Below are 22,915 nucleotides of genomic sequence, written 5' to 3'. Positions count from 1 at the left end.
GTGACGGCATGCCCCTTTCGTAGGATCGGGGCATGCCTTCGAACGCCGGCCAGACCTCCAAGGGCGACAAGAACGCCGCACCGCCGCTTCCGCCGCCGCTGCGGGTTCCGGTCGCCGACTCGCACACCCACCTCGACATGCAGTCCGGCACGGTCGAGGAGGGCCTCGCGAAGGCCGCGTCGGTGGGAGTGACGACCGTCGTCCAGGTCGGCTGCGACATCAAGGGCTCGCAGTGGGCCGCCGAGACCGCCGCCGCCCACGACAGCGTCCACGCCACCGTCGCCCTCCACCCCAACGAGGCCCCGCGCATCGTGCACGGCGACCCCGACGGCTGGTCCCGGCAGGGCGCCCGGGAGCCGGGCGGCGACACGGCGCTCGACGAGGCCCTCGCCGAGATCGACCGGCTCGCCGGGCTGCCCCAGGTGAAGGGCGTCGGGGAGACGGGGCTGGACCACTTCCGCACCGGCCCGGAGGGCAAGGCGGCCCAGGAGCGGTCCTTCCGCGCCCACATCGAGATCGCCAAGCGGCACGGCAAGGCGCTCGTCATCCACGACCGCGAGGCGCACGCCGACGTCCTGCGCGTGCTCAAGGAGGAGGGCGCCCCCGAGCGCACCGTCTTCCACTGCTACTCCGGGGACGCGGCGATGGCGGAGATCTGCGCCCGCGAGGGCTACTTCATGTCCTTCGCCGGCAACGTCACCTTCAAGAACGCCCAGAACCTGCGGGACGCCCTCGCCATCGCCCCGCTGGAGCTGGTCCTCGTGGAGACCGACGCGCCCTTCCTCACTCCCGCGCCGTACCGCGGGCGCCCCAACGCGCCGTATCTGATCCCCGTCACCGTGCGTGCGATGGCCGCCGTGCGCGGCATCGACGAGGACGCGCTCGCCACGGCCCTCGCCGCCAACACCGCCCGCGCCTTCGGCTACTGAGCCGCCCGTCGTTCCGCTGAGCCGCCTGTTCGAGCAGTGGGCGCACACTCGACGGGCAACAGTGCGTAGTCGCGTCGCTTTGGAGAGTGACGGACGCTCCGCTAGGTTCTGGGGGCCCGATCCGGACCCCTCTGGCACCTCTGGAGCGTGTCGGCGTGAGCAAGTCGCAGTACGAGACGTTCGAGACCTACGAGCCGTATGAGCCGTATGAGCCGTATGAGCCGTATGAGTCGTACGGCCCGTACCAGGGCTACGGCCCGTACGAGCCCTACGACCCCTACGGTCCCGACAGCACGGTGCACACCGCGGAGACCCTGTCGTACGGCCTGTACGCGGACACCTACCGGCCCGCCTACGAGGCGCAGGCCTACTTCGTCACCGAGCCGGTGCTGCCCCGGCAGGGCGGGGGCGGCGTGCCGCAGGCGGGCGGCGCGGGATACGACGGGAGCCCGGGGGACGCCGGGAGTGCGACGGGCGACGGCGGCGCCTCGGCCGGAGAAGGGGCGGACGTGGGCGGGACGGCCGCCGGTGTGACCGGGCGGGCCGCACGCCGGCGCAGGGTGCGCTGCGCCGAGCGCCCGGAGTCCGCCGTACGCCGTCTGCTGCCGCAGGCGCTGGTCGTGGCCTTCCTCGCCGGCGGCACCACCGCGTTCGTCGCCAAGGACAAGGCGGTCGAGCTGACCGTCGACGGCAGACCGCGCACCCTGCACACCTTCGCCGACGACGTGCACGAACTCCTCGCCGACGAGGGCGTGCGCGTGGGGGCGCACGACAAGGTCTCGCCCGCCTCGGGCGCGCCGCTCGCCGGCGGAGACACGGTCGCCGTGCGCTACGGACGCCCCGTCCGGCTCACCCTGGACGGCCAGCGGCACGAGGTGTGGACCACGGCGCACACGGTGGAAGGCGCGCTGGACGAACTGGGGGTGCGCGCGGAGGGCGCGTACCTGTCCACCTCGCGCTCCCAGCCCATCGGACGCGCCGGACTCGCGCTCGACGTACGCACCGAGCGCGCCGTCACGATCATGGCCGACGGCCGGACCCGGACCATCCGCACCAACGCGGCCACCGTCCGCGAGGCCGTCGAGGAGGCCGGGATCGGCCTGCACGGCCAGGACACCACCTCCGTGCCGCTCGACAGCTTCCCCCGGGACGGGCAGACGGTGACCGTGCTCCGGGTCAGCGGCAGCCGGGAGGTCCGCGAGGAGCAGATCCCCTTCGAGACCGAGCGCACCGCGGACCCCACCCTCTTCGTGGGCGCCGAGGTCGTCGTACAGCCCGGGCAGCCCGGACTGCGGCGCGACACCTTTCTGCTGCGCATCGTCAACGGGGTCCGGGAGAAGCCGCACCGGGAGGCGTCCGAGGTGGTGCGCAAACCGCGCAAACAGATCGTGAAGGTGGGCACCAAACCGCGGCCGCACTCCACGTCCGGCGCCGACCACCTGAACTGGCACGGACTCGCCGCCTGCGAGTCCGGCGGCCGCCCGCACGCGGTCGACCCCTCCGGGACGTTCGGCGGGCTCTACCAGTTCGACATCGGCACCTGGCACGCCCTCGGCGGCTCCGGCCGCCCCCAGGACGCCCCGGTGGAGGAACAGACCTCCCGCGCGAAGAAGCTGTACACGCGCCGCGGGTCCACACCGTGGCCGCACTGCGGGGCGCGACTGCACGGTTAGCCGGGCGGTACAGCGCCGCCGTGCTGCCGGCCGGCCCCCGGTGCGGGTGCGTCGCACCCGCACCGGGCACCTGGCCGCCCGGTCAAGAACATCCCCGTACCCTTGTCCCGTGAGCAGCCCCACCCCCGACGCCCTCCTCGGTCCCGCCGACATCCGTGAACTCGCGGCAGCGCTCGGTGTCCGGCCCACCAAGCAGCGCGGCCAGAACTTCGTGATCGACGCCAACACGGTCCGCCGTATCGTCCGCACCGCCGAGGTCCGCCCCGAGGACGTGGTCGTCGAGGTCGGCCCGGGGCTCGGCTCCCTCACGCTCGCACTGCTGGAGGTCGCCGACCGGGTCACCGCCGTCGAGATCGACGACGTGCTCGCCGCGGCCCTGCCCACGACCATCGGGGCGCGCATGCCGGCGCGCGCCGACCGGTTCGCGCTCGTCCACACCGACGCGATGCACGTCACCGAACTGCCCGGCCCCCCGCCGACGGCGCTGGTGGCGAACCTCCCCTACAACGTCGCCGTCCCCGTGCTGCTGCACATGCTCGACACCTTCCCGAGCATCGAGCGCACCCTCGTGATGGTGCAGTCCGAGGTCGCCGACCGGCTCGCCGCCACGCCCGGCAACAAGGTGTACGGCGTGCCGTCGGTGAAGGCCAACTGGTACGCCGAGGTGAAGCGGGCCGGCGCCATCGGCCGCAATGTCTTCTGGCCCGCGCCGAACGTCGACAGCGGGCTGGTGTCGCTGGTGCGGCGGGCCGAGCCGATCAAGACCACCGCCTCCAAGGCCGAGGTCTTCGCCGTCGTCGACGCGGCCTTCGCACAGCGCCGCAAGACCCTGCGGGCGGCACTGGCCGGCTGGGCCGGGTCCGCCGCCGCGGCCGAGGCCGCCCTGGTCGCGGCCGGAGTCTCGCCCCAGGCGCGCGGCGAGTCGCTGACGGTGGAGGAGTTCGCCCGGATCGCCGAGCACAAGGAGACGAGCAAGAAGGAGACGAGCAAGTGAGCGTGACCGTACGGGTCCCGGCCAAGGTCAACGTCCAGCTCGCGGTCGGCGCCGCCCGCGTGGACGGCTTCCACGACCTCGCCAACGTCTTCCTCGCCGTCGGCCTGTACGACGAGGTGACCGTGACCCCGGCGGAGGAACTCCGCATCACCTGCGAGGGCCCGGACGCCGACCAGGTCCCGCTCGACCGCACCAACCTCGCCGCACGCGCGGCCATCGCCCTCGCCGGGCGCCGGGGCATCGAACCCGACGTCCACATCCACATCGCCAAGGACATCCCGGTCGCCGGCGGCATGGCCGGCGGCAGCGCGGACGGCGCGGGCGCGCTGCTCGCCTGCAACACGCTCTGGGGCACGGGTGCCTCGCGGGCGGAACTGCTCGCGATCTGCGCCGAGTTGGGCAGCGATGTGCCGTTCAGCCTGGTCGGGGGCGCTGCTCTCGGTATCGGGCGGGGCGAGCAACTGACCGCGCTGGAGGTCGGCGGCAGCTTCCCCTGGGTGTTCGCGATGGCCGGGCGGGGGCTGTCGACCCCGGCGGTCTTCCGCGAGTTCGACCGGCTCGCGGAGGGGCGGGAGATCCCGGAGCCGGTGGCCTCGGCGGAACTGCTGGAGGCGCTGGCGAAGGGGGACGCCGAGGCGCTGGGCGCGGCCGTCTCCAATGACCTTCAGCCTGCGGCGCTGTCCCTGTTCCCGGAGCTGGCGCACACGCTGGAGGCGGGGCGCGGGGCGGGTGCGCTCGCCGCGCTGGTGTCGGGTTCCGGTCCCACGACGGCCTTCCTCGCGCGGGACGCGGAGTCGGCGGATAAGGTGGCGGCGGCCCTGCGGGCGTCCGGCATGTGCAGGGCGGTGCGGACGGCGGCGGGGCCGGTGGCGGGGGCGACGGTCCTCTAGGGCTTCAGAGTTCGTCGATCGCCGTCAGGTCGATGTCGATGGGGTAGGGCTTGTCGACCTTGATGCGATCGCGGTAGGTGCCGGTCGACCGGTACGTGCCGGTGTCCTCCGACAGCTCGAAGACGTCGATGGCGGGGTGTTTGTCCGGCCCGGTCATCTCGACCAGCCAGTAGTACCGGATGCCCGCCGCAGCGTACTTGTGCGTCTTGGTGAGCCGGTCGCGGGCTTCGGACTCCGGTGAGATGACCTCGACGGCGAGCACGACGTCCTTGCCCTCGAAGTACGTCTGGTCCGGCCCCTTCTTGGCAGCTGCCCTGATCACGGAGATGTCCGGTTCGGGGCCGTTGCGCCGGTCGAGTACGACGGTCATCTCGCGCGCGACCTTCAATTCGGTCGGCAGAGTGCGGCGCAGACCGCTTACCAGCAGGTCGATCGCGGCGAAGTGGAAGTAGCGCTGCGGGCTCACGAGGACCAGGCTCCCGTCGATCAGCTCGGTGTGCGGCGGGAGATCCGGCATTGTCAACAGGTCATCGACGGTGTAGCCGTCCATCGGGGGCATCCGCCATCCGGACCGCTCGGCAGGCTGGGCTGTCATGGTTCCTCCCATGGACAAGATCCTGGGGCCTGCCCTCCACGGTAGCGGCCGTATCCCGATCACGTCATCACAAAGAGTGACAACCCCCTCGCGCCCCGCCCTCACCCCCGCAGGGCCTACGCTAGAAGGCTGACCGACCCCCGCACGCAGGAGTGAAATGGCCGTCAACCTGGTCAATGTCGAGAACGTCAGCAAGGTGTACGGCACCCGTGCCCTGCTGGACGGCGTCTCGCTCGGCGTGTCGGAAGGGGACCGGATCGGGGTCGTCGGGCGCAACGGCGACGGCAAGACCACCCTCGTCCGGATGCTCGCCAAGCTGGAGGAGGCCGACACCGGGCGCGTCACGCACTCCGGCGGGCTGCGGTTCGGCGTGCTCACCCAGCACGACTCCCTCGACCCCGCCGCCACCGTCCGCCACGAGGTCATCGGCGACATGGCCGACCACGAGTGGGCGGGCAACGCCAAGGTCAGGGACGTGCTGACCGGGCTGTTCGGCGGGCTCGACCTGCCGGGCTTCCCGAAGGGGCTGGACACCGTCATCGGGCCGCTGTCCGGTGGCGAGCGGCGCCGTATCGCGCTCGCCAAGCTGCTCATCGAGGAACAGGACCTGATCGTCCTGGACGAGCCCACCAACCACCTCGACGTCGAGGGCATCGCCTGGCTCGCGCAGCACCTGCGGAACCGGCGCTCGGCGCTGGTGTGCGTGACCCACGACCGCTGGTTCCTGGACCAGGTGTGCACGCGCATGTGGGACGTGCAGCGCGGCGACGTGTACGAGTACGAGGGCGGTTACTCCGACTACGTCTTCGCGCGGGCCGAGCGCGAGCGCATCGCGGCCACCGAGGAGGCCAAGCGGCAGAACCTGATCCGCAAGGAACTGGCCTGGCTGCGGCGCGGCGCCCCCGCACGCACCTCCAAGCCGCGTTTCCGGGTCGAGGCCGCCAACGAGCTGATCGCGGACGTACCGCCGCCGCGGGACAGCAGCGAGCTGATGAAGTTCGCCTCCTCGCGGCTGGGCAAGACCGTCTTCGACCTGGAGAACGTCACCGTGCAGGCCGGGCCGAAGGTGCTGCTCAAGCACGTCACCTGGCAGCTCGGACCGGGTGACCGGATCGGCCTCGTCGGCGTGAACGGCGCCGGCAAGACCTCGCTGCTGCGCGCGATGGCGGACGCGGCCCGCAGCGAGGGCGAGAAGCAGCCCGCCGGCGGCCGTGTCGCCGTCGGCAGGACGGTCAGGCTCGCCTACCTCTCCCAGGAGGTCGCCGAACTCGACCCCACCTGGCGGGTGCTGGAGGCCGTGCAGCGGGTCCGCGAGCGCGTCGACCTCGGCAAGGGGCGCGAGATGACCGCCGGGCAGCTGTGCGAGACGTTCGGCTTCAACAAGGAGAAGCAGTGGACGCCGGTCGGCGACCTGTCCGGTGGTGAGCGCCGCCGCCTGCAGCTGCTGCGGCTGCTCATGGACGAGCCCAACGTCCTCTTCCTGGACGAGCCCACCAACGACCTCGACATCGAGACCCTGACCCAGCTGGAAGACGTCCTCGACGGCTGGCCCGGCTCGATGATCGTGATCTCCCACGACCGGTTCTTCGTCGAGCGGACCACCGACCGGGTCTTCGCCCTCCTCGGCGACGGCACCCTGCGGATGCTGCCGCGCGGCATCGACGAGTACCTGGAACGGCGGCAGCGCATGGAGGAGGCGGTCGCCGCGCAGGCGGCCGCCGCGGCGCCCAAGCCGGCCACCACGGAGAAGAGCGCCGCCGACCAGCGCGCCGCCAAGAAGGAACTCCAGAAGATCGAGCGCCAGTTGGACAAGATCTCGGAGAAGGAGTCCAGGCTGCACGCCCAGATCGCCGAGAACGCCACCGACTTCGCCAAGGTGGCCGATCTGGATGCCCAGTTGCGCGATCTCGCGGGGGAGCGCGAGGAACTGGAGCTGCGCTGGCTGGAGTTGGCCGAAGACGCGTGAGCGGCGCCCGCTCCCGCCCCGGCGCGCGGGGCTGTTGCGCGCGCCGCGTGAAGGGGGCGTGAAGGCGCGTAACGGCGGCATCACGGGCCGGTCGTCCCTTGGGAACAGCGGCGGATCCGAGCCCGTGTGCTGTCAGTACCGGGTGATAGAAAGGGCCGTCTGAGAACGTCTGAGTAACGACCCAGGGTCCGTCAAGAACCTCAGGGCGTGGCGAAAAATCAGTGAACGAGGGGGAAGAGCGCTGATGACCCAGCCGCCCAACCAGCCGCCGCAGGGCGGATTCGGAGCGCCGCAGGGCCCCCCGCCGCAGGGTGGCGGATTCGGCCCCCCTGAGACGCCACCGGGCATACCCCCCACGCCCCCGCCGCCCGCCACCCCGCCGCAGCCGCCCCAGCCGGCCTACGGCTACCCCCAGCAGCCGGGCCCGTACGGCGCCCCCACCCCGCCCGGCACCCCGGGCCCCTACGGCTATCCGCAGCAGCCCGGCCCGTACGGCGCGCCGCCCCAGCCCGGGTTCGGTCAGCAGCCTCCGTACCAGGGCGCCCCCGGCACCGCGCCGGGCGGCGGGACCAGGGCGAGGACCGCGCTGATCATCGGTGCGGCGGTCGCTGCGCTGATGGTCATCGGCGGCACCGTCTACGCGGTCACGAGCGGCGGTGGAGGCAAGAAGAAGCCGGTCGCCCAGCAGAGCGACGACGCCAAGCACTCCGCGACCGGCACACCCTCGCCGAGCGGTGCGAGCACGTACGGCGGCGGTGGCGACCCGGAGAACCTCAACGCGGGCCGCAAGGCCGGTGAGTCGAAGGTGCTCTGGTACAAGTCGGCACCGGACGCCCCGGGCGCCGGCGCCGACGCGCCCGGTATGTGGGTCACCGACAAGACGGTGGTGAAGGCGGCGTACAAGCAGGTCTTCGCGTACGACGTCGCCTCCGGCGGATCCGCGTGGGACACGATCTCCTTCCCGCAGAAGATCTGCGCGGTCACCGCGCGGAAGTCGGACGACGACAAGGTCGTCGTGGCGTACACGAACAGCGCGGGCGACGGCGCCAAGTGCAACCAGCTGCAGCAGATCGACCTGGCCACCGGCGAGAAGGGCTGGAGCACCACGGTCGCCGACAACTCGCTGTTCGACAGCACGCTCAACATCGAGCTGACCGTGAGCGGCAGGACGCTGATGGTGGGGCGTCAGGAGTCGGGCACGGCGTACGACATCGACAGCGGCAAGAAGCTGTACGACAAGGAGAAGTACGGCGCGTCCTGCTTCCCGGCGGCGTACGCGGGCGGCACCGGCCGGCTGATCCAGGTGGCCTCCTGCGGTGTCGGCGGCAGCAACGAACACGACGAGATCCAGGAACTGGATCCGGCCACCGGCAAGGTGCGCTGGACACAGGCGGTCAAGAAGGGCTGGCAGGTCACCCGGACGTTCTCCGTCGACCCGCTGGTGGTCTATGTGACCAACCAGGACAAGAACTCCTGGAACATCCTGACGTTCACCAAGGACGGCAAGCTCCGGTCCCAGGTCAGGACGAACGTGAAGTTCAACCCCCACTGCGACTCGGCGGCCCTCGAACGCGGCCTGCAGGGCTGCCCGGGTGTCGTCGCGGACGGCGACACGCTGTACCTGCCGACGGACACCACCGCCACCGCCAACGAGATCGTCGCGATCAGCCTGGCCGACGGCAAGGCGAGGTGGCGGACCAAGTCCCCGGCCGACGAGCCCATGTCTCCGGTGAAGCTGGAGGGCGGCAAGCTCGTCGCCTATGTGCAGCCGTCGTACGACACGGGCGGCCAGGTGGTGGAGATCCCGGCCACCGGCTCCTCCCACAAGCCCACCAAGCTGCTGCAGAACCCCCAGAGCACGGCCCAGATCGAGGACACCTTCTACGACGCCGTCGTGGACTGGTCCGGCGGGCGGTTCTTCATCTCCTCCGGCCGCCTGTCCGGCAGCGACCAGGCCAGGGAGAAACTGATCATGGCCTTCGGCAACTGAGCCGTTCGTACCGGTCCGTTCCCCGTCCCACCGAATCCCCTTCTCCGTCCGGCCTTCACGGCCACACCGAGGTACCCGTCTCATGACCCAGCCGCCCCCTCCGCCGCCGAACCAGCCCCCGCAGCAGGGCGGTTTCGGCCCCCCGAGCCCGCAGCAGCAGCCCCCGCAGCCGCAGCCCGGTTACGGATATCCGCAGGCGCCCCAGCCCCCGCAGCCCGGCTACGGCTACCCGCAGGCCGCCTCGGCCCCACAGCCCCCGCAGCCGCCCCAGCCCGGTTACGGCTACCCCGGCGCGCAGCAGAACCCCTACGCGCAGCCCGCGCAGCCGGGCTACGGCTATCCGGGCCAGCCGCCGACGGTTCCGATGCAGCCGCAGCCGGGGCAGCCCGGCGGCGGACGGAACAACACCGTGCTGTTCATCGTCGTCGCCGCGGTCGTAGCCATCGCGCTGATCGTCGCCGGCGGCATCTGGTACGGCAACTCCTCCGGGGACAACGGCAAGAAGCACGACACCGCGTCCTCCAGCGGCGGCACCGGCGGCAAGAACGGCAGCGGCGGGAGCGCGGGCGGCGGCACGGAGAAGGTGCCGGCCGACCCCTCGGCCAAGCTGCTGTACCAGGTGCCCATGCCCACCGCGAACGACATCGTCAGGACCGTCGGTTCCTGGCTGACCGACAAGGCGTACGTCAAGACCGGCGTCGCCGAGGTCGTCGGCTACGACCGGGTCAAGGGCACCAAGCTGTGGACGCTCAAGCTGCCCGGCCCGGTCTGTGCGGCCAGCAGGCACGCCACCGCGGACGACAAGACCGCGATCACCTACCAGCCGAAGTGGGACACGAACAAGACCATCGCGGGCTGCTCCCAGATCGCGGCGATCGACCTCGACTCGGGGAAGATGCTCTGGACCAAGACGGTCAAGTCCGGGGACTACCCGGTCGACTACCAGAACGTGACGGTCGCCCAGCGCACCGTCGCGGTCGGCGACACCGAAGGCGGTGCCGCCTTCGACCTCGACTCCGGCAAGGCGCTGTGGCTGCCGAAGCCGGGCGACGACTGCTACGACGCGGGCTACGGCGGTGGCACCAAGCTCGTCGCGGTGCGCAACTGCGGAGACTCGGACAACAAGCGGGTGCTCATCCAGACCCTCGACCCGAAGACCGGCAAGGTGATCTCCGAGTACCGGATGGACTCGGGCATCGAGTACGCCTCGGTCGTCTCCACCGACCCGCTGGTGGTGGCCGCCGAAGCCGGCCAGGACAGCCAGGCCCAGGACTACTTCTCGATCGACAACAAGACCGGCAAGCTCCTCGCGCACATCTCCGCGCCGAGCAACACCTACGGCGGCAGGTGCGACAGCAGCCGCACCGAGGACTGCAAGGAGGTCGTCGTCGGGGACGGCAAGCTGTACCTGCCGACCGACGAGCACGACGGCACCGGCCAGTACAGCAGGACCAACGAGATCGTCTCCTTCGACCTGAGCACCGGCAAGCCGACCGGTCAGCGCGCCGAGGCCGGGGACGGCTACACGCTCTCCCCGCTGCGCATGGACGGCTCGAACCTGCTCGCCTACAAGCGGCCGCCGTACGACAAGGGCGGTCAGGTCGTCAGCATCGACGGCGGGTCGTTCCAGCAGACCAAGCTGCTGGAGAACCCGGCCACGAAGAACGCGCACGACGCGGAGGACAGCATGCTGCCCGATTCCGCGGAGATCCTCTTCGGAGACGGACGCCTCTACATGTCGGACGTCTTCGCCGACAAGAAGGGCTCGGCGTCGTTCAGCAAGGACCTGGTGGTGGTGTTCGGCACGAGCGGCTGACCGAACGGCCGACCGCCGGGCGAGAGCGCCGGCGGCTCTCGCCCGAATGAGTGACTTGCCGAGAAGTGCCCCGGATTTCATCGATCCGGGGCACTTCTCATCAGTAGGGGCAGCGCGACGTCGAACAAGCGTGTAGCTTCCGGGGGCATGAAGGACGAGGTGCCGGGGGGCCCTCTGTCCGTGCGGACCGGTGGGCGTCCATAGTGGGGCATCCATGGGGGGGGGACTGGGGGGTTGCTCTATGGGAGTGCGGCTCATGGTCGTCGACGACCATCGCCTGCTCGCGGAGGCGCTCGCGTCGGCGCTCAAGCTGCGCGGGCACCGGGTGCTCGCCGCGGCGGCGCCGGCAGCGGGCGCGGCGGACCTGGTGATCGCGCGGGCACCGGAGGTGTGCCTGCTGGGTACGGCGGCGCCGGCCGAACCGGGCGTGTTCGATCCGGTGGTGAAGATCAAGCGGGAGCGGCCGCAGGTCGCCGTGCTGGTCCTCGGCCCGGTGCCGTCGCCGCGGGGGATCGCGGCGGCGTTCGCGGCCGGGGCGTCGGGGTACGTCCGTCACGACGAGCGGATCGAGGGCGTCGAGCGGGCGATCATGAAGGCGCGGGCGGGGGAGGCGGCTGTTGCTCCGCAGTTGCTGCAGGGCGCGTTCGGGGAACTGCTCAATCCTGCCGCGCAGCCCGATGACGAGGCCCAGCGGTTGCTGTCGATGCTGACGCCGAGGGAGGTGGAGGTGCTGGTGCGGGTGGCCGACGGGGAGGACACCCGGCTGATCGCGGCCGGGATGGGCATCGCACCGAGCACGGCCCGTACTCACGTCCAGCGCGTGCTGATGAAGCTGGGGGTCGGGTCGCGGCTGGAGGCGGCGGCGTTGGCCGCGCGGACGGGGTTGCTGGACCGGGCGGGTCCTTTGGGCACCGGCAGCGAGTAGGGGCGCCCCGTAGGGAGCGCGGGGAACTGCGCGACCAGCCACGACGAACCCGCGGCCGGGAGACGGCCCGCGCCCCTACGGCGCTGCCGCTCCCGGCCGACGTCACTCCGCGGGGAACTGCGCGACCAGCGCCCCCACGCACCCGCACACGGGAACGGCGCCTACTCGCCCTCACGTTCCTCCGGCAACCCCTCCGGAGGAAGCGGCGGCGGAGTCGGCCGGAGCTTCAGCCAGGCCAGGAAGAAGATGCCCAGCAGGAGCATGCCGATCCCGGTCCACAGGTTGATGTTGACGCCCTGGGCCTTGTCGATGGCGGCCTGGGAGTCGGTGATGCCGGTGATCGTGACGATGACGCCGTACAGCACGAACAGGCCGCCGATGATGCGGCGCAGGTCGAAGATGCGGGCCGCGGTCGCGGACTTGCCCTCCAGATCGGTGACTTCACGCGCCACCTCGTCCTCGGTGTAGTGGTGGTGGCGGTCAGGGCGCTCGGGGTGTTCAGACATGGTTTCCTCGATCCTCCCGCGTCAGAACGAGAACGGGACGTAGCAGGCGGCGGCCAGCACGACCGCGCCCCAGCCCAGCAGGGCCGGCCTGCGGTACCAGGCCTCGTCGCCGGGCGCGGGGGGTTCGGACATGCCGGGGGAGCGGGTGCCGTAGACCAGGCCCTGCAGCTCCTGCGCCGGCTTCGGCTTGGTGAACAGGGACACCGCGACCATCACGACCGCACCGGCGACGAAGCCCGCGATCGCGGACACGAAGTTGGCGCCCTGGTCGGAGGGGATGGCGATGATCCCCTTCTTGTAGAAGACGAAGTAGTTGATCATCGCGGTCACGGTGCCCGCGAGCAGGCCCCAGAAACCGGACTTGGCGGACGCGCGCTTCCAGAACATGCCGACGATGAACACGACGAACATCGGCACGTTGAAGAAGGAGAACAGCGTCTGCAGGTAGCTCATGATGTTCGAGAACGAGGACGCCAGGAACGCCGTGCCGATGGAGGCGAGGACGCCGACCACGGTGATCAGGCGGCCGAACCGCACGTAGTACGCGTCCTCACGGCCGCGCACCACGTACTTCGCCCAGATGTCGTTGGTGAACACGGTGTTGAAGGACGACACGTTCGCCGCCATGCCGGCCATGAAGGCGGCGAGCAGACCGGTGACAGCGATGCCGAGCACGCCGTTGGGCAGCAGTTCCTGCATCAGGTACGGGATGGCGTCGTTGTACTGCAGACCGGAGCCGGAGGTGCCGATCTTCGGCACGAGCGCGGCGGCGACCAGGCCCGGGATCATCACCAGGAAGACGATGAAGATCTTGGGGTAGGCCGCGATGAGCGGGGTGCGCTGACCGGCCGAGAGGTTCTTCGCGGACAGGGCGCGCTGTACCTCGGCGAAGTTGGTCGTCCAGTAGCCGAAGGACAGCACGAAGCCGAGGCCGAGGACGATGGTCAGCCAGTTCGCGCCGAGCGGGTTGGCGTGACCGATGCCGGTGCCGCCCCAGGCGGTGGTGAAGTTCGCTCCGTGCGTCGCGGTGAGCTTGTGGGTCAGCCCGCTCCAGCCGCCGGCCTTCCTCAGGCCGAGGACGGTGATCGGGATGAGGGCCGCCAGGATCACGAAGAACTGCAGGACCTCGTTGTAGATCGCGGAGGACAGGCCGCCGAGGGTGATGTACGCGAGCACGAAGGCGCCGGCGACCACGATGGCGACCCACTGCGGCCAGCCGAGCAGGGCCTCGACGACGATCGCGAGGGCGTAGAGGTTGACGCCGGCGATCAGGATGGCGGCGAACGCGAACAGGATCGAACTGAGCAGGTGCGCGCCCCGGTCGAAGCGCAGCAGCAGGAACTCGGGGACCGAGCGGACCTTGCTGCCGTAGTAGAACGGCATCATCACCAGGCCGAGGAAGACCATGGCGGGGATGGCACCGATCCAGTACCAGTGCACGGTGTAGGCGCCGTACTGGGCGCTGTTGGCGGCCATGCCCAGGATCTCGGTGGCCGCCAGGTTGGCCGAGATGAAGGCGAGGCCGGTGATCCAGGCGGGCAGCGAGCGTCCGGAGAGGAAGAAGTCGAGGCTGGTCTTCACCGAGCGGCGGGCCGCGAAGCCGATGCCGAGCACGACGACGAAGTAGATCGCCAGGATCGTGTAGTCCAGCCAGTTGGTGGGGAGCCGTAGCTGCGCCGCCAGATACAGGTGACTGTCTGTGGGGGTTTGCATGGGTACTCGCTTCGTTGCGCGAACTGATCAGAGCGGAACCTACGCCTCCGCGTTCATAAAATGAACACTTCTGTTGGTGTTCTTTGTTTGATCGTGATGATCCCGGGTGTTGTCGAGTTGTGGTCTGTTATGTTTGATTGTGTTGAGTGATTGGGTGCGGGACGTAGAGGAGTCCGGCGTTGAAGAAGACCTCGACACGACTGGCCGACGGTCGTGAGCTCATCTACTACGACCTGCGTGACGACATCGTGCGGGACGCCGTGGACCGCCGCCCGCTGGAGCGGACGCACACGACGTCCGAGGTCCGCCGTGATGTGCTGCTCGGCGACGCGGTCGCCGTCGCCTCCCACCGGCAGGGCCGTACGTACCATCCGCCGGCCGACGAGTGCCCCCTGTGCCCCACGCGGGGCGACCGGCTGAGCGAGATCCCGGAGGCGTCGTACGACGTCGTCGTCTTCGAGAACAGGTTCCCCTCCCTCGCCGGCGACTCCGGCCGCTGCGAGGTCGTCTGCTTCACCTCCGACCACGACGCCTCCTTCGCCGACCTGACGATCGCGCAGGCGCGCCTGGTGCTGGAGGCGTGGACGGACCGCACCTCGGAGCTGTCGCATCTGCCCTCCGTCGAGCAGGTCTTCTGTTTCGAGAACCGCGGTGCCGAGATCGGCGTGACCCTGGGCCACCCGCACGGACAGATCTACGCGTACCCCTTCACCACGCCGCGCACCGCGCTGATGCTCCGCTCGCTCGCCGCGCACAAGGAGGCGACCGGCGGCGAGAATCTCTTCGACTCCGTCCTGGAGCGGGAACTCGCCGAGGACCGGGTCGTCCTTGAGGGTGAACACTGGGTGGCGTTCGTGCCGTACGCGGCGCACTGGCCGTACGAGGTCCACCTGTACCCCAAGCGCCGTGTCCCCGATCTGCTCGCCCTCGACGAGGCGGCGCGCACAGAATTCCCCCAGGTCTATCTGGAACTCTTGAGGCGCTTCGACCGGATCTTCGGCGAAGGTGAGCCGCCCACGCCCTACATCGCGGCCTGGCACCAGGCCCCGTTCGGCGCGCTGGAGGAGTTCGACGGTGTCTCGCGGGACGACTTCGCGCTCCACCTCGAGCTTTTCACCATCCGCCGCACTTCCGGCAAGCTGAAGTTTCTCGCGGGTTCCGAGTCCGGCATGAGCGTGTTCATCAACGACGTGCCGCCGGAGCGCGCGGCAGAGCGACTGCGAGAGGTAGCGAGTTCATGAAGTACCTGGTGACGGGTGGCGCGGGTTACGTCGGCAGTGTCGTGGCCCAGCACCTGCTGCAGGCCGGCCACGAGGTCACCGTCCTCGACAACCTCTCCACCGGCTTCCGCGAGGGCGTGCCCGCCGGGGCGGCCTTCGTCGAGGGCGACATCCGCGACGCCGCCAAGTGGCTCGACCCCTCCTACGACGGCGTGCTGCACTTCGCCGCGTCCTCGCAGGTCGGGGAGTCGGTGGTGAAGCCGGAGAAGTACTGGGACAACAACGTCGCCGGCTCCATGGCACTGCTCGCCGCGATGCGCGAGGCCGGTGTCCGCACGCTCGTCTTCTCCTCCACGGCGGCCACGTACGGCGAGCCGGAGCAGGTCCCGATCGTGGAGAGCGCGCCGACGAGGCCGACCAACCCCTACGGCGCCTCCAAGCTGGCCGTCGACCACATGATCACCGGCGAGGCGAACGCCCACGGCCTGGCGGCGGTCTCCCTGCGCTACTTCAACGTGGCCGGCGCCCACGGCACCTGCGGCGAGCGCCACGACCCCGAGTCGCACCTCATCCCGCTGGTCCTCCAGGTCGCCCAGGGCCGCCGCGAGGCGATCTCCGTCTACGGCGACGACTACCCGACCCCGGACGGCACCTGCGTGCGCGACTACATCCACGTCGCCGACCTCGCCGAGGCCCACCTCCTCGCCCTGACGGCCGCCACCCCGGGCGAGCACCTGATCTGCAACCTCGGCAACGGCGAGGGCTTCTCCGTCCGCCAGGTCATCGAGACGGTCCGGCAGGTCACCGGCCACCCGATCCCCGAGATCGTGGCCCCGCGCCGCGGCGGTGACCCGGCCGTCCTGGTCGCCTCGGCGGACACGGCCCGCGAGAAGCTGGGCTGGAACCCGACCCGCGCGGATCTCGCGGGCATCGTCGCGGACGCCTGGGAGTTCGCACAGCACATCGCGAGGGAGCACTAGTGGGGGCACAGCAGGTCGCGGAGCGCTTCGCCGAGCTGTACGGCGCGGAGCCCGAGGGAGTGTGGGCGGCACCCGGCCGCGTCAACCTCATCGGCGAGCACACCGACTACAACGACGGCTTCGTGATGCCGTTCGCGCTGCCGCACCGGGCGATCGCGGCGGTCTCCCGCCGCACCGACGGCGTACTGCGGCTGCACTCGGCGGACATCGACGGCGGCGTGGCCGAGCTGAGCCTGGACGATCTCGTACCCGGGGGCGACGACGGCTGGACCTCCTACCCGGCGGGCGTGGTCTGGGCCCTGCGCGACGCGGGCCACGGCGTGACCGGTGCGGACGTCCACCTGTCCTCCACGGTCCCGACCGGCGCCGGCCTGTCCTCCTCGGCGTCCCTGGAGGTCGTGATCGCGCTCGCGCTGAACGACCTCCACGACCTGGGCCTGCCGCGCTGGAAGCTGGCCCGGCTGTGCCAGCGCGCCGAGAACGTCTACGTCGGCGCGCCCACCGGGATCATGGACCAGACGGCATCGGCCTGCTGCGAGCAGGGCCATGCGCTCTTCCTGGACACCCGCGACCTGTCCCAGCAGCAGATCCCCTTCGACCTCGCGGCCGAGGGCCTGCGCCTGCTGGTCGTGGACACCCAGGTCAAGCACGCCCACAGCGGCGGCGAGTACGGCAAGCGGCGGGCCGGCTGCGAGAAGGGCGCGGCACTGCTCGGCGTGGACGCGCTGCGGGACATCCCGTACGACGGGCTGGACGCGGCCCTCGCCCGCCTGGGCGACGAGGAGGAGGTCGTCCGCCTGGTCCGCCACGTGGTGACGGAGGACCGGCGGGTCGAGCGGGTCGTGGAGCTGCTGCGTGCCGGCGAGACCCGCGCGATCGGCCCCGTCCTCACCGAGGGACACGTCTCCCTGCGCGACGACTTCCGCATCTCCTGCCCGGAGCTGGACCTGGTCGTCGACACGGCCCTGGCGAACGGCGCCCTCGGCGCCCGGATGACCGGCGGCGGCTTCGGCGGCTCCGCGATCGTCCTGGCCGAGACGGCGGACGTCGACACCCTCACCAAGGCCATCGAGGAGGCCTTCGCGACAGCGGCCTTCACGTCCCCGCGGGTCTTCGAGGCGGTGCCTTCGGCGGGGGCGCGGCGGGTGGTGTGACGTCCGCCCCCGGGGTGTGGCGGCGCCGGGTGTCAGCGCTCGGCTCCGCCGCCCGCGAAGCGGACCGGTGAGACGAGGGCGATGCGGATGAGCCCGGGTTCGGGCGGCGGGGCGTCATGCACGGACGTGACGGTGAGAGCCGGGCGGGTCTGTGTGGCTTCGAGGCGCGTCGTGCAGAGCTTCATGCCACCGACGGTGGTGCCTGCCGACCGAGTGCCGGGCTCTTCTCCAGTTCGGCGCGGAGGGCTTCGACCGCTTCGAGGGCTCCGTGGCCGATGGCCTGACGGCGGCGGACCGCCTCATGCGTGATCTCGGCGATGACAGGCGGCGGACTTTCCGTCACCGGTCGGTCCCCCGGGCGGCCCGGATCTCCGCGACGGCGGTGGCCACCGCGGCGTCGAAGCCGGGATCCTGCCGGGCGGCGATCCGGCCGCGGAACTCCTCGACCAGCCGGATGACGCCGCTGAGATCGGCGGGATCGGCGTGGTTGATCTCGCGGGCCAGCTCGGCCTCGAAGTCGTCGGCGTCGCCGGGGAAGCCGTAGCCCATGGTGAGGGCGGCGCGGAGTTCGCCGATCGTGCGCATGGGCGGGAGATGGTGCGGGCGGGAGCCAGCCGGGTCTGCGGTCATGGCGGCCAGGGCTCCTTTCACGGTGTCGGTGTCACGGTACGGGGAGCCGCTTGGCCAGGGGTGTCCCATGGTCGCCGGCGAGCAGATCACGTCGGGGTTTGTCGACTTCTGCCTCAGTACGACACTTGTGGCACAGGACAAACGTGCTGGACGGCCAGTTCTGCAAATCTCCTTCCGCTGCGTGCTCCCATCCGTACTCTGTGGAACAGCACCGGTGGGGGCCGGTGCTGATCAGGGGGCGAGACACGCGGGTACGGTGCCCGCGGTGGGGGTAGTGGTTTCCGCGACGGCGGCGGCCGCGCGGCGCGTGTCCTTTTTCCGTGGGTGCCGTAGCCGCACGGGGTCTCGTTCTCCACAGGACCAGGCCCGGTCCGGGAGGGGTTTCGTGGTTCGTATCCGAGTCCTGGTCGTCGACGACCACCGCATCTTCGCCGAGTCGCTCGCCGCCGCCCTGGCCGCCGAGCCCGACGTCGACGTCTCCGCCGCCGGCAGCGGCCCCGCCGCGCTGCGCTGCCTGGAGCGGGCGGCCGGGGAGGGCCGCCGTTTCGACGTGCTGCTGGTCGACGCCGACCTGGGCGGCCAGGTGCCCGGCACCCGCCCGGCCGTGCCCGTGCAGGACGGCAACGAGGAGGGGCTGGTCGACGGGATCTCGCTCGTCACCGGCGTGCGCGCCGCCCAGCCCGCCGTGCGGATCGTCGTGCTCGCCGAGAAGGACGATCCCCGGCGGGCGGCGCTCGCACTGCAGGCCGGCGCCTCGGGGTGGGTCGCCAAGGACTGCTCGTTGTCCCGGCTGCTGACGGTGATCCGGGGTGTGCTGCGCGACGAGACCCATCTGCCGCCCGCCCTGCTCACCGGTGTGCTCAGGGAGCTGACGGCCGCCCGCCGGCACCGCAGCGAGAGCGAGCGGCTGGTGGAGTCCCTCACGCCGCGCGAGCGGGAGGTGCTGCGCTGCATGGTCGCGGGCCTCGGCCGCAAGGCCGTCGCCGAGCGGCTGTTCCTCTCCCCGCACACCGTGCGCACCCACATGCAGAACGTCCTCGGCAAGCTGGGCGTCCACTCCACCCTGGCCGCCGTCGCGCTCGCCCGGCGGGCGGGGGTCGGACCGGCCGAGCTAGCCGGGGATGTTGTCGAACGGGGCGGTCAACTGGCGTAGCAGACCGGCCAGTTCCGAGCGCTGGGCGCGGGACAGCTCGGCGAGGATCGCCCGCTCCTGCTCCAGCAGGCCGGCCAGCGCCTGGTCCGCGCGGTCCCGGCCGGTGTCGGTCAGCCGGACCAGCACACCGCGCCGGTCGCTCGGGTCGGGCAGCCGCTCCACCAGGCCCTTCTTGGCCAGCCGGTCGATCCGGTTGGTCATCGTGCCCGAGGTGACCAGGGTCTGCGTCAGCAGCTGACCGGGGGAGAGCTGGTACGGCGTGCCCGCGCGCCTCAGCGCGGTCAGCACGTCGAACTCCCACGGCTCCAGCTGATGCTCGGCGAAGGCGAGCCGGCGCGCACGGTCCAGGTGCCGGGCGAGTCGGCTCACCCGGCTGAGCACTTCCAGCGGCTCCACGTCGAGGTCCGGACGTTCCCGGCGCCACGCTGCGACCAGCCGATCGACCTCGTCCTCCATGGAGATCAGTGTAGTGGTTGTGTCGACATGAAGTCTCTTGATGTCGAGTCTCTTGACATCGAGATAAATGGCGGGAGACAGTGATGGGCATGACGACACCCATCTGGGACCCCGGGCAGTATCTGCGGCACGCCGGTCACCGCGCCCGCCCCTTCGCCGACCTCCTCGCCCGCGTCCCCGCCCCGCCCACACCGGCGCCCCGCATCGCCGACCTCGGCTGCGGCCCCGGCAACGTCACCCTGCTGCTCACCCAACGCTGGCCCGCCGCCCACGTCACCGGCTACGACAACTCGCCCGAGATGCTCGACAAGGCCCACACCGAGCACGAGGGCCCCACCGCCGGGGGCGGACGGCTGGACTTCGCCCACGCCGACGTGCGCACCTGGGCGCCCGAGGAGCCGTACGACCTCATCGTCTCCAACGCGACCCTCCAGTGGGTGCCGGGGCACACCGACCGCTTCGCCGACTGGATCGCCGGCCTCAGGCCCGGTGGCACCTTCGCCTTCCAGGTACCCGACAACATCGACGCCCCGCTGCACGCCCTGATGCGCGAACTCGCCGCCACCCCCCGCTGGAAGTCCCGCCTCGCCGACGTCCTGCGCCGCACCGACTCCGTGCACACCCCCGGCGCCTATCTGGACCGTCTCGCCCGCCTCGGCTGCGCGACCGACGTGTGGCAGACGACGTACTTCCACGTCCTCGAGGGCGAGGACCCGGTCCTGGACTGGGTGAAGGGGACCGGCCTGCGGCCCGCGCTGACCGCGCTCGCCGACGACCCCGAGGCACGCGACGCCTTCGTGGCCGAGTACCGGGAACTGCTGCGGCAGTCCTACCCCAGCGCGCCGTACGGCACCGTCCTGCCCTTCCGCCGCCTGTTCGCCGTCGCCGTGAAGGAGGCCTGAACATGCTCGTCGCCGTCGATCACGTCCAGCTCGCGGCCCCGCCCGGCTCGGAGGATGCGCTGCGCGCGTACTACGTCGACGTCCTCGCAATGACGGAGATCCCGAAGCCCCCGGTGCTGGCGGCGCGAGGAGGCTGCTGGTTCCAGGCGGGTGCCGTGCAGCTGCATCTGGGCATCGAGACCGACTTCCGGCCGGCGAAGAAGGCCCACCCGGGGCTCCGGGTCGAGGGGATCGAGGCGTACGCGGCCCGGCTGACCTCGCTCGGCGCGCCGGTGACCTGGGACGACAACCTCCCCGGCCATCTGCGCTTCTACTCGGAGGATCCGGTCGGCAACCGGCTGGAGTTCGTGGAGCCGAACAGGTCCTCCGGCCGAGGTCAGTGACGAGGATGCGGCCGGCGGTGCCTCCCCGGCTCGCAGCCCGCGGCCACTGGACCGGGCCGTCCCGCAGTCGGCCGATTCAGCTCCTCCGGTGCCCGATCAGCCGCGGCTTCGGCTCCAGGCCGTCCAGGCCGTGCCACGCCAGGTTCACCAGGTGCGCGGCGACCTCCGCCTTCTTCGGGCGGCGCACGTCCAGCCACCACTGGCCGGTCAGGGCCACCATGCCGACCAGCGCCTGGGCGTACAGCGGGGCCAGCTTCGGGTCGAAGCCGCGGGACTTGAACTCGCGGCCCAGGATGTCCTCCACCTGGGTGGCGATGTCGGAGATCAGCGAGGCGAAGGAACCCGTGGACTGGGGGATGGGGGAGTCGCGGACCAGGATGCGGAAGCCGTCCGTGTACTCCTCGATGTAGTCCAGGAGGGCGAACGCGGCCTGCTCGCACAGCTCGCGCGGATGGCCGGCCGTCAGGGAACTGGTCACCATGTCCAGCAGGCGGCGCATCTCCCGGTCCACCACCACCGCGTACAGGCCCTCCTTGCCGCCGAAGTGCTCGTACACCACCGGCTTGGACACCCCGGCCTTCGCCGCGATCTCCTCCACCGAGGTGCCCTCGAAACCTTTCGCCGCGAAGAGGGTGCGACCGATCTCCAGCAGCTGCTGGCGGCGCTCGGCACCGGTCATACGGGTCCGGCGGGTCCGCCGTGGTTTGTCGTTGCTGGAGGTGCTGCTGGAGTCGGTCGCCACGGCGTCAATCATGCCGCCTTCGCGGTCTCCCCCCGGCGCCGGAGGCCGCCTTCCTCGGTGTTCCGGCGCGAATCGATACGCGAGCGTGACGGCCAGCGCACGTCGTACGCCCAGCCGAGCAGCTCGAAGATGCGGATGAACCGCGCCGAGGAGTCGATCTGCCCGCGCATCACACCGTGCCGCGCCGAGGTCGGGTCGGCGTGGTGCAGGTTGTGCCAGGACTCACCGCACGACAGCACCGCCAGCCACCACACGTTGCCCGAACGGTCCCGCGACCTGAACGGCCGCTTGCCCACCGCGTGGCAGATCGAGTTGATCGACCAGGTCACATGGTGCAGCAGCGCCACCCGTACGAGTGAACCCCAGAAGAACGCGGTGACCGCGCCCCACCAGGACATCGTCACCAGACCGCCGACCAGCGGCGGCAGAAGGAGGGAGACGGCCGTCCACAGGACGAACTGGCGGGAGATCGCCCGGATCGCCGGATCCTTGATCAGATCCGGCGCGTACTTGTCCTGCGGGGTCTGCTCCTCGTCGAACATCCAGCCGATGTGAGCCCACCACAGGCCCTTGATCAGCGCCGGAACCGTCTCGCCGAACCGCCACGGAGAGTGCGGGTCACCGTCGGCGTCGGAGAACTTGTGGTGCTTGCGGTGATCGGCCACCCAGCGCACCAGGGGTCCCTCGACCGCCAGCGAGCCCATGACCGCCAGCGCGATCCGCAGCGGGCGCCTGGCCTTGAACGAACCGTGGGTGAAGTACCGGTGGAAACCGATCGTGATGCCGTGGCACCCCAGGAAGTAGAAGAACACCAGCAGGCCCACATCGAGCCAGCTCACCCCCCAGCCCCAGGCCAGCGGCACGGCCGCCACGAGCGCCAGGAACGGCACGGTGATGAACAAAAGCAGCGTGATCTGCTCGATCGAGCGCTTCTGCTCGCCGCCCAGCGTGGCGGAGGGGGTGGAGGTGTCGGTGGCCTGACGGGCTTCTTCGATCACATCGGAACTTGAGGTCATGCGCGTCCCCTGTGGGGTCGAGGGTCGAGACAGGTGCCGGGCCGCCGGGACCGGACAGGAGGCGACGGCACTTCCCTACGGTTCCGTAACCTACGGCGTCGTAAGTATGGCAGCGTGTCGAGCGGCGGCAAGAGCCCCGGAGCCTGCGCGTCCCCATCGACACCTATCCTTGAACTCGGTCGGACAGCGCGGTCCGCTGAAGTTTCCTTCCCGGACGCTCCGGCCCGTATGCGGCGTCCGCCGCGCGGCAGCCGGCCGGGTTCCCTCCCAGAGAGCTTCCAC

At 70.9% G+C, this 22,915-nt stretch carries 23 protein-coding genes; 14 read left to right on the top strand and 9 right to left on the bottom strand.

The window, feature by feature from the left end; translation table 11 throughout:
- Window positions 1-32: 32 nt before the first annotated feature.
- The 4 genes from ACFYZB_RS05940 to ACFYZB_RS05925 all read left to right on the top strand — a co-directional run bounded on the left by ACFYZB_RS05940 (window position 33) and on the right by ACFYZB_RS05925 (window position 4,486).
- A complete protein-coding gene (locus ACFYZB_RS05940; RefSeq protein WP_351206040.1) occupies window positions 33-929 on the top strand; it encodes a TatD family hydrolase in 897 nt (298 codons plus the stop codon).
- A 155-nt stretch (window positions 930-1,084) separates the two neighbouring features.
- Window positions 1,085-2,602, top strand: a complete 1,518-nt coding sequence (locus tag ACFYZB_RS05935) for a ubiquitin-like domain-containing protein (RefSeq protein WP_388754832.1) — start codon at window positions 1,085-1,087, stop codon at window positions 2,600-2,602.
- 109 nt (window positions 2,603-2,711) lie between these two features.
- Window positions 2,712-3,596 (top strand): 16S rRNA (adenine(1518)-N(6)/adenine(1519)-N(6))-dimethyltransferase RsmA, encoded by an 885-nt coding sequence (gene rsmA, locus ACFYZB_RS05930; protein WP_388754829.1) that lies wholly within the window; start codon window positions 2,712-2,714, stop codon window positions 3,594-3,596.
- Window positions 3,593-4,486, top strand: a complete 894-nt coding sequence (locus ACFYZB_RS05925; RefSeq protein WP_388754826.1) for a 4-(cytidine 5'-diphospho)-2-C-methyl-D-erythritol kinase — start codon at window positions 3,593-3,595, stop codon at window positions 4,484-4,486. Before rsmA ends, ACFYZB_RS05925 begins: the two co-directional genes overlap by 4 nt.
- Before the next feature lie 4 nt (window positions 4,487-4,490).
- Here the strand turns inward: ACFYZB_RS05925 and ACFYZB_RS05920 are convergent, their stop codons facing one another.
- Entirely contained in the window at window positions 4,491-5,081 is a 591-nt protein-coding gene (locus tag ACFYZB_RS05920) for a Uma2 family endonuclease (RefSeq protein ID WP_388754823.1), read from the bottom strand.
- A gap of 157 nt (window positions 5,082-5,238) precedes the next feature.
- On the opposite strand from ACFYZB_RS05920, the gene ACFYZB_RS05915 reads away from it, so the two are divergent.
- The 4 genes from ACFYZB_RS05915 to ACFYZB_RS05900 all read left to right on the top strand — a co-directional run bounded on the left by ACFYZB_RS05915 (window position 5,239) and on the right by ACFYZB_RS05900 (window position 11,778).
- Window positions 5,239-7,047: an ABC-F family ATP-binding cassette domain-containing protein gene (locus ACFYZB_RS05915; RefSeq protein WP_388754820.1), complete on the top strand. Its 1,809-nt coding sequence runs from the start codon at window positions 5,239-5,241 to the stop codon at window positions 7,045-7,047.
- A gap of 244 nt (window positions 7,048-7,291) precedes the next feature.
- Window positions 7,292-9,037, top strand: coding sequence for a PQQ-binding-like beta-propeller repeat protein (locus ACFYZB_RS05910; RefSeq protein WP_388754818.1), 1,746 nt, complete (start codon window positions 7,292-7,294; stop codon window positions 9,035-9,037).
- Window positions 9,038-9,119: 82 nt separating this feature from the next.
- The gene (locus ACFYZB_RS05905) at window positions 9,120-10,853 is read left to right on the top strand and encodes a PQQ-binding-like beta-propeller repeat protein (protein WP_388754816.1); all 1,734 of its coding nucleotides are present in this window, start codon (window positions 9,120-9,122) and stop codon (window positions 10,851-10,853) included.
- 241 nt (window positions 10,854-11,094) lie between these two features.
- On the top strand, window positions 11,095-11,778 hold the full coding sequence (locus ACFYZB_RS05900; protein WP_388754814.1) for a LuxR C-terminal-related transcriptional regulator: 684 nt from the start codon (window positions 11,095-11,097) through the stop codon (window positions 11,776-11,778).
- Between the two features lie 161 nt (window positions 11,779-11,939).
- On the opposite strand, the gene ACFYZB_RS05895 is transcribed toward ACFYZB_RS05900, so the two are convergent.
- Entirely contained in the window at window positions 11,940-12,284 is a 345-nt protein-coding gene (locus tag ACFYZB_RS05895; RefSeq protein WP_388754812.1) for a hypothetical protein, read from the bottom strand.
- Window positions 12,285-12,305: 21 nt separating this feature from the next.
- The gene (locus tag ACFYZB_RS05890; protein WP_388754809.1) at window positions 12,306-13,997 is read right to left on the bottom strand and encodes a sodium:solute symporter family protein; all 1,692 of its coding nucleotides are present in this window, start codon (window positions 13,995-13,997) and stop codon (window positions 12,306-12,308) included.
- 179 nt (window positions 13,998-14,176) lie between these two features.
- On the opposite strand from ACFYZB_RS05890, the gene galT reads away from it, so the two are divergent.
- Genes galT through galK form a run of 3 tightly spaced genes read left to right on the top strand, consistent with a single transcriptional unit; the run spans window position 14,177 to window position 17,351 of the window.
- Window positions 14,177-15,238, top strand: coding sequence for a galactose-1-phosphate uridylyltransferase (gene galT, locus ACFYZB_RS05885; RefSeq protein ID WP_351206018.1), 1,062 nt, complete (start codon window positions 14,177-14,179; stop codon window positions 15,236-15,238).
- Window positions 15,235-16,197, top strand: a complete 963-nt coding sequence (gene galE, locus ACFYZB_RS05880) for a UDP-glucose 4-epimerase GalE (protein WP_388754807.1) — start codon at window positions 15,235-15,237, stop codon at window positions 16,195-16,197. The genes galT and galE overlap by 4 nt, the downstream gene beginning before the upstream one ends.
- Window positions 16,197-17,351, top strand: a complete 1,155-nt coding sequence (gene galK, locus ACFYZB_RS05875) for a galactokinase (protein ID WP_388754804.1) — start codon at window positions 16,197-16,199, stop codon at window positions 17,349-17,351. The genes galE and galK overlap by 1 nt, the downstream gene beginning before the upstream one ends.
- 32 nt (window positions 17,352-17,383) lie before the next feature.
- Here the strand turns inward: galK and ACFYZB_RS05870 are convergent, their stop codons facing one another.
- The 3 genes from ACFYZB_RS05870 to ACFYZB_RS05860 are packed head-to-tail and all read right to left on the bottom strand — an operon-like array spanning window position 17,384 to window position 17,981.
- Window positions 17,384-17,536 carry a hypothetical protein gene (locus ACFYZB_RS05870; protein WP_388754803.1) on the bottom strand — a complete coding sequence of 51 codons (153 nt, stop codon included), beginning with the start codon at window positions 17,534-17,536 and terminating at the stop codon, window positions 17,384-17,386.
- Window positions 17,533-17,694, bottom strand: a complete 162-nt coding sequence (locus tag ACFYZB_RS05865) for a hypothetical protein (protein WP_388754801.1) — start codon at window positions 17,692-17,694, stop codon at window positions 17,533-17,535. The genes ACFYZB_RS05870 and ACFYZB_RS05865 overlap by 4 nt, the downstream gene beginning before the upstream one ends.
- Complete coding sequence (locus tag ACFYZB_RS05860; protein WP_388754799.1) at window positions 17,691-17,981, bottom strand: hypothetical protein; 291 nt, start codon at window positions 17,979-17,981, stop codon at window positions 17,691-17,693. The genes ACFYZB_RS05865 and ACFYZB_RS05860 overlap by 4 nt, the downstream gene beginning before the upstream one ends.
- Before the next feature lie 385 nt (window positions 17,982-18,366).
- Between ACFYZB_RS05860 and ACFYZB_RS05855 the strand changes: the two genes are divergently transcribed.
- The gene (locus ACFYZB_RS05855) at window positions 18,367-19,134 is read left to right on the top strand and encodes a response regulator transcription factor (RefSeq protein WP_351206008.1); all 768 of its coding nucleotides are present in this window, start codon (window positions 18,367-18,369) and stop codon (window positions 19,132-19,134) included.
- On the opposite strand, the gene tamR is transcribed toward ACFYZB_RS05855, so the two are convergent.
- A complete protein-coding gene (gene tamR / locus ACFYZB_RS05850; protein WP_351206006.1) occupies window positions 19,093-19,590 on the bottom strand; it encodes a MarR family transcriptional regulator TamR in 498 nt (165 codons plus the stop codon). The genes ACFYZB_RS05855 and tamR overlap by 42 nt on opposite strands.
- Window positions 19,591-19,679: 89 nt before the next feature.
- On the opposite strand from tamR, the gene ACFYZB_RS05845 reads away from it, so the two are divergent.
- The gene (locus tag ACFYZB_RS05845) at window positions 19,680-20,492 is read left to right on the top strand and encodes a trans-aconitate 2-methyltransferase (protein WP_388754796.1); all 813 of its coding nucleotides are present in this window, start codon (window positions 19,680-19,682) and stop codon (window positions 20,490-20,492) included.
- Window positions 20,493-20,494: 2 nt separating this feature from the next.
- Window positions 20,495-20,875: a VOC family protein gene (locus ACFYZB_RS05840; RefSeq protein ID WP_388754793.1), complete on the top strand. Its 381-nt coding sequence runs from the start codon at window positions 20,495-20,497 to the stop codon at window positions 20,873-20,875.
- A 76-nt stretch (window positions 20,876-20,951) separates the two neighbouring features.
- Here ACFYZB_RS05840 and ACFYZB_RS05835 read toward each other — a convergent pair whose 3' ends face one another.
- Complete coding sequence (locus ACFYZB_RS05835; RefSeq protein WP_388754791.1) at window positions 20,952-21,629, bottom strand: TetR family transcriptional regulator; 678 nt, start codon at window positions 21,627-21,629, stop codon at window positions 20,952-20,954.
- Window positions 21,626-22,633 carry an acyl-CoA desaturase gene (locus tag ACFYZB_RS05830; protein WP_388754788.1) on the bottom strand — a complete coding sequence of 336 codons (1,008 nt, stop codon included), beginning with the start codon at window positions 22,631-22,633 and terminating at the stop codon, window positions 21,626-21,628. Before ACFYZB_RS05830 ends, ACFYZB_RS05835 begins: the two co-directional genes overlap by 4 nt.
- Window positions 22,634-22,915 lie beyond the last annotated feature (282 nt).

The sequence above is a fragment of the Streptomyces sp. NPDC001852 genome (genome assembly GCF_042891825.1).
GTDB lineage: Bacteria > Actinomycetota > Actinomycetes > Streptomycetales > Streptomycetaceae > Streptomyces.
Note: the sequence above shows the minus strand (reverse complement) of the source record. Positions and strands in the feature narration are given on the sequence as shown.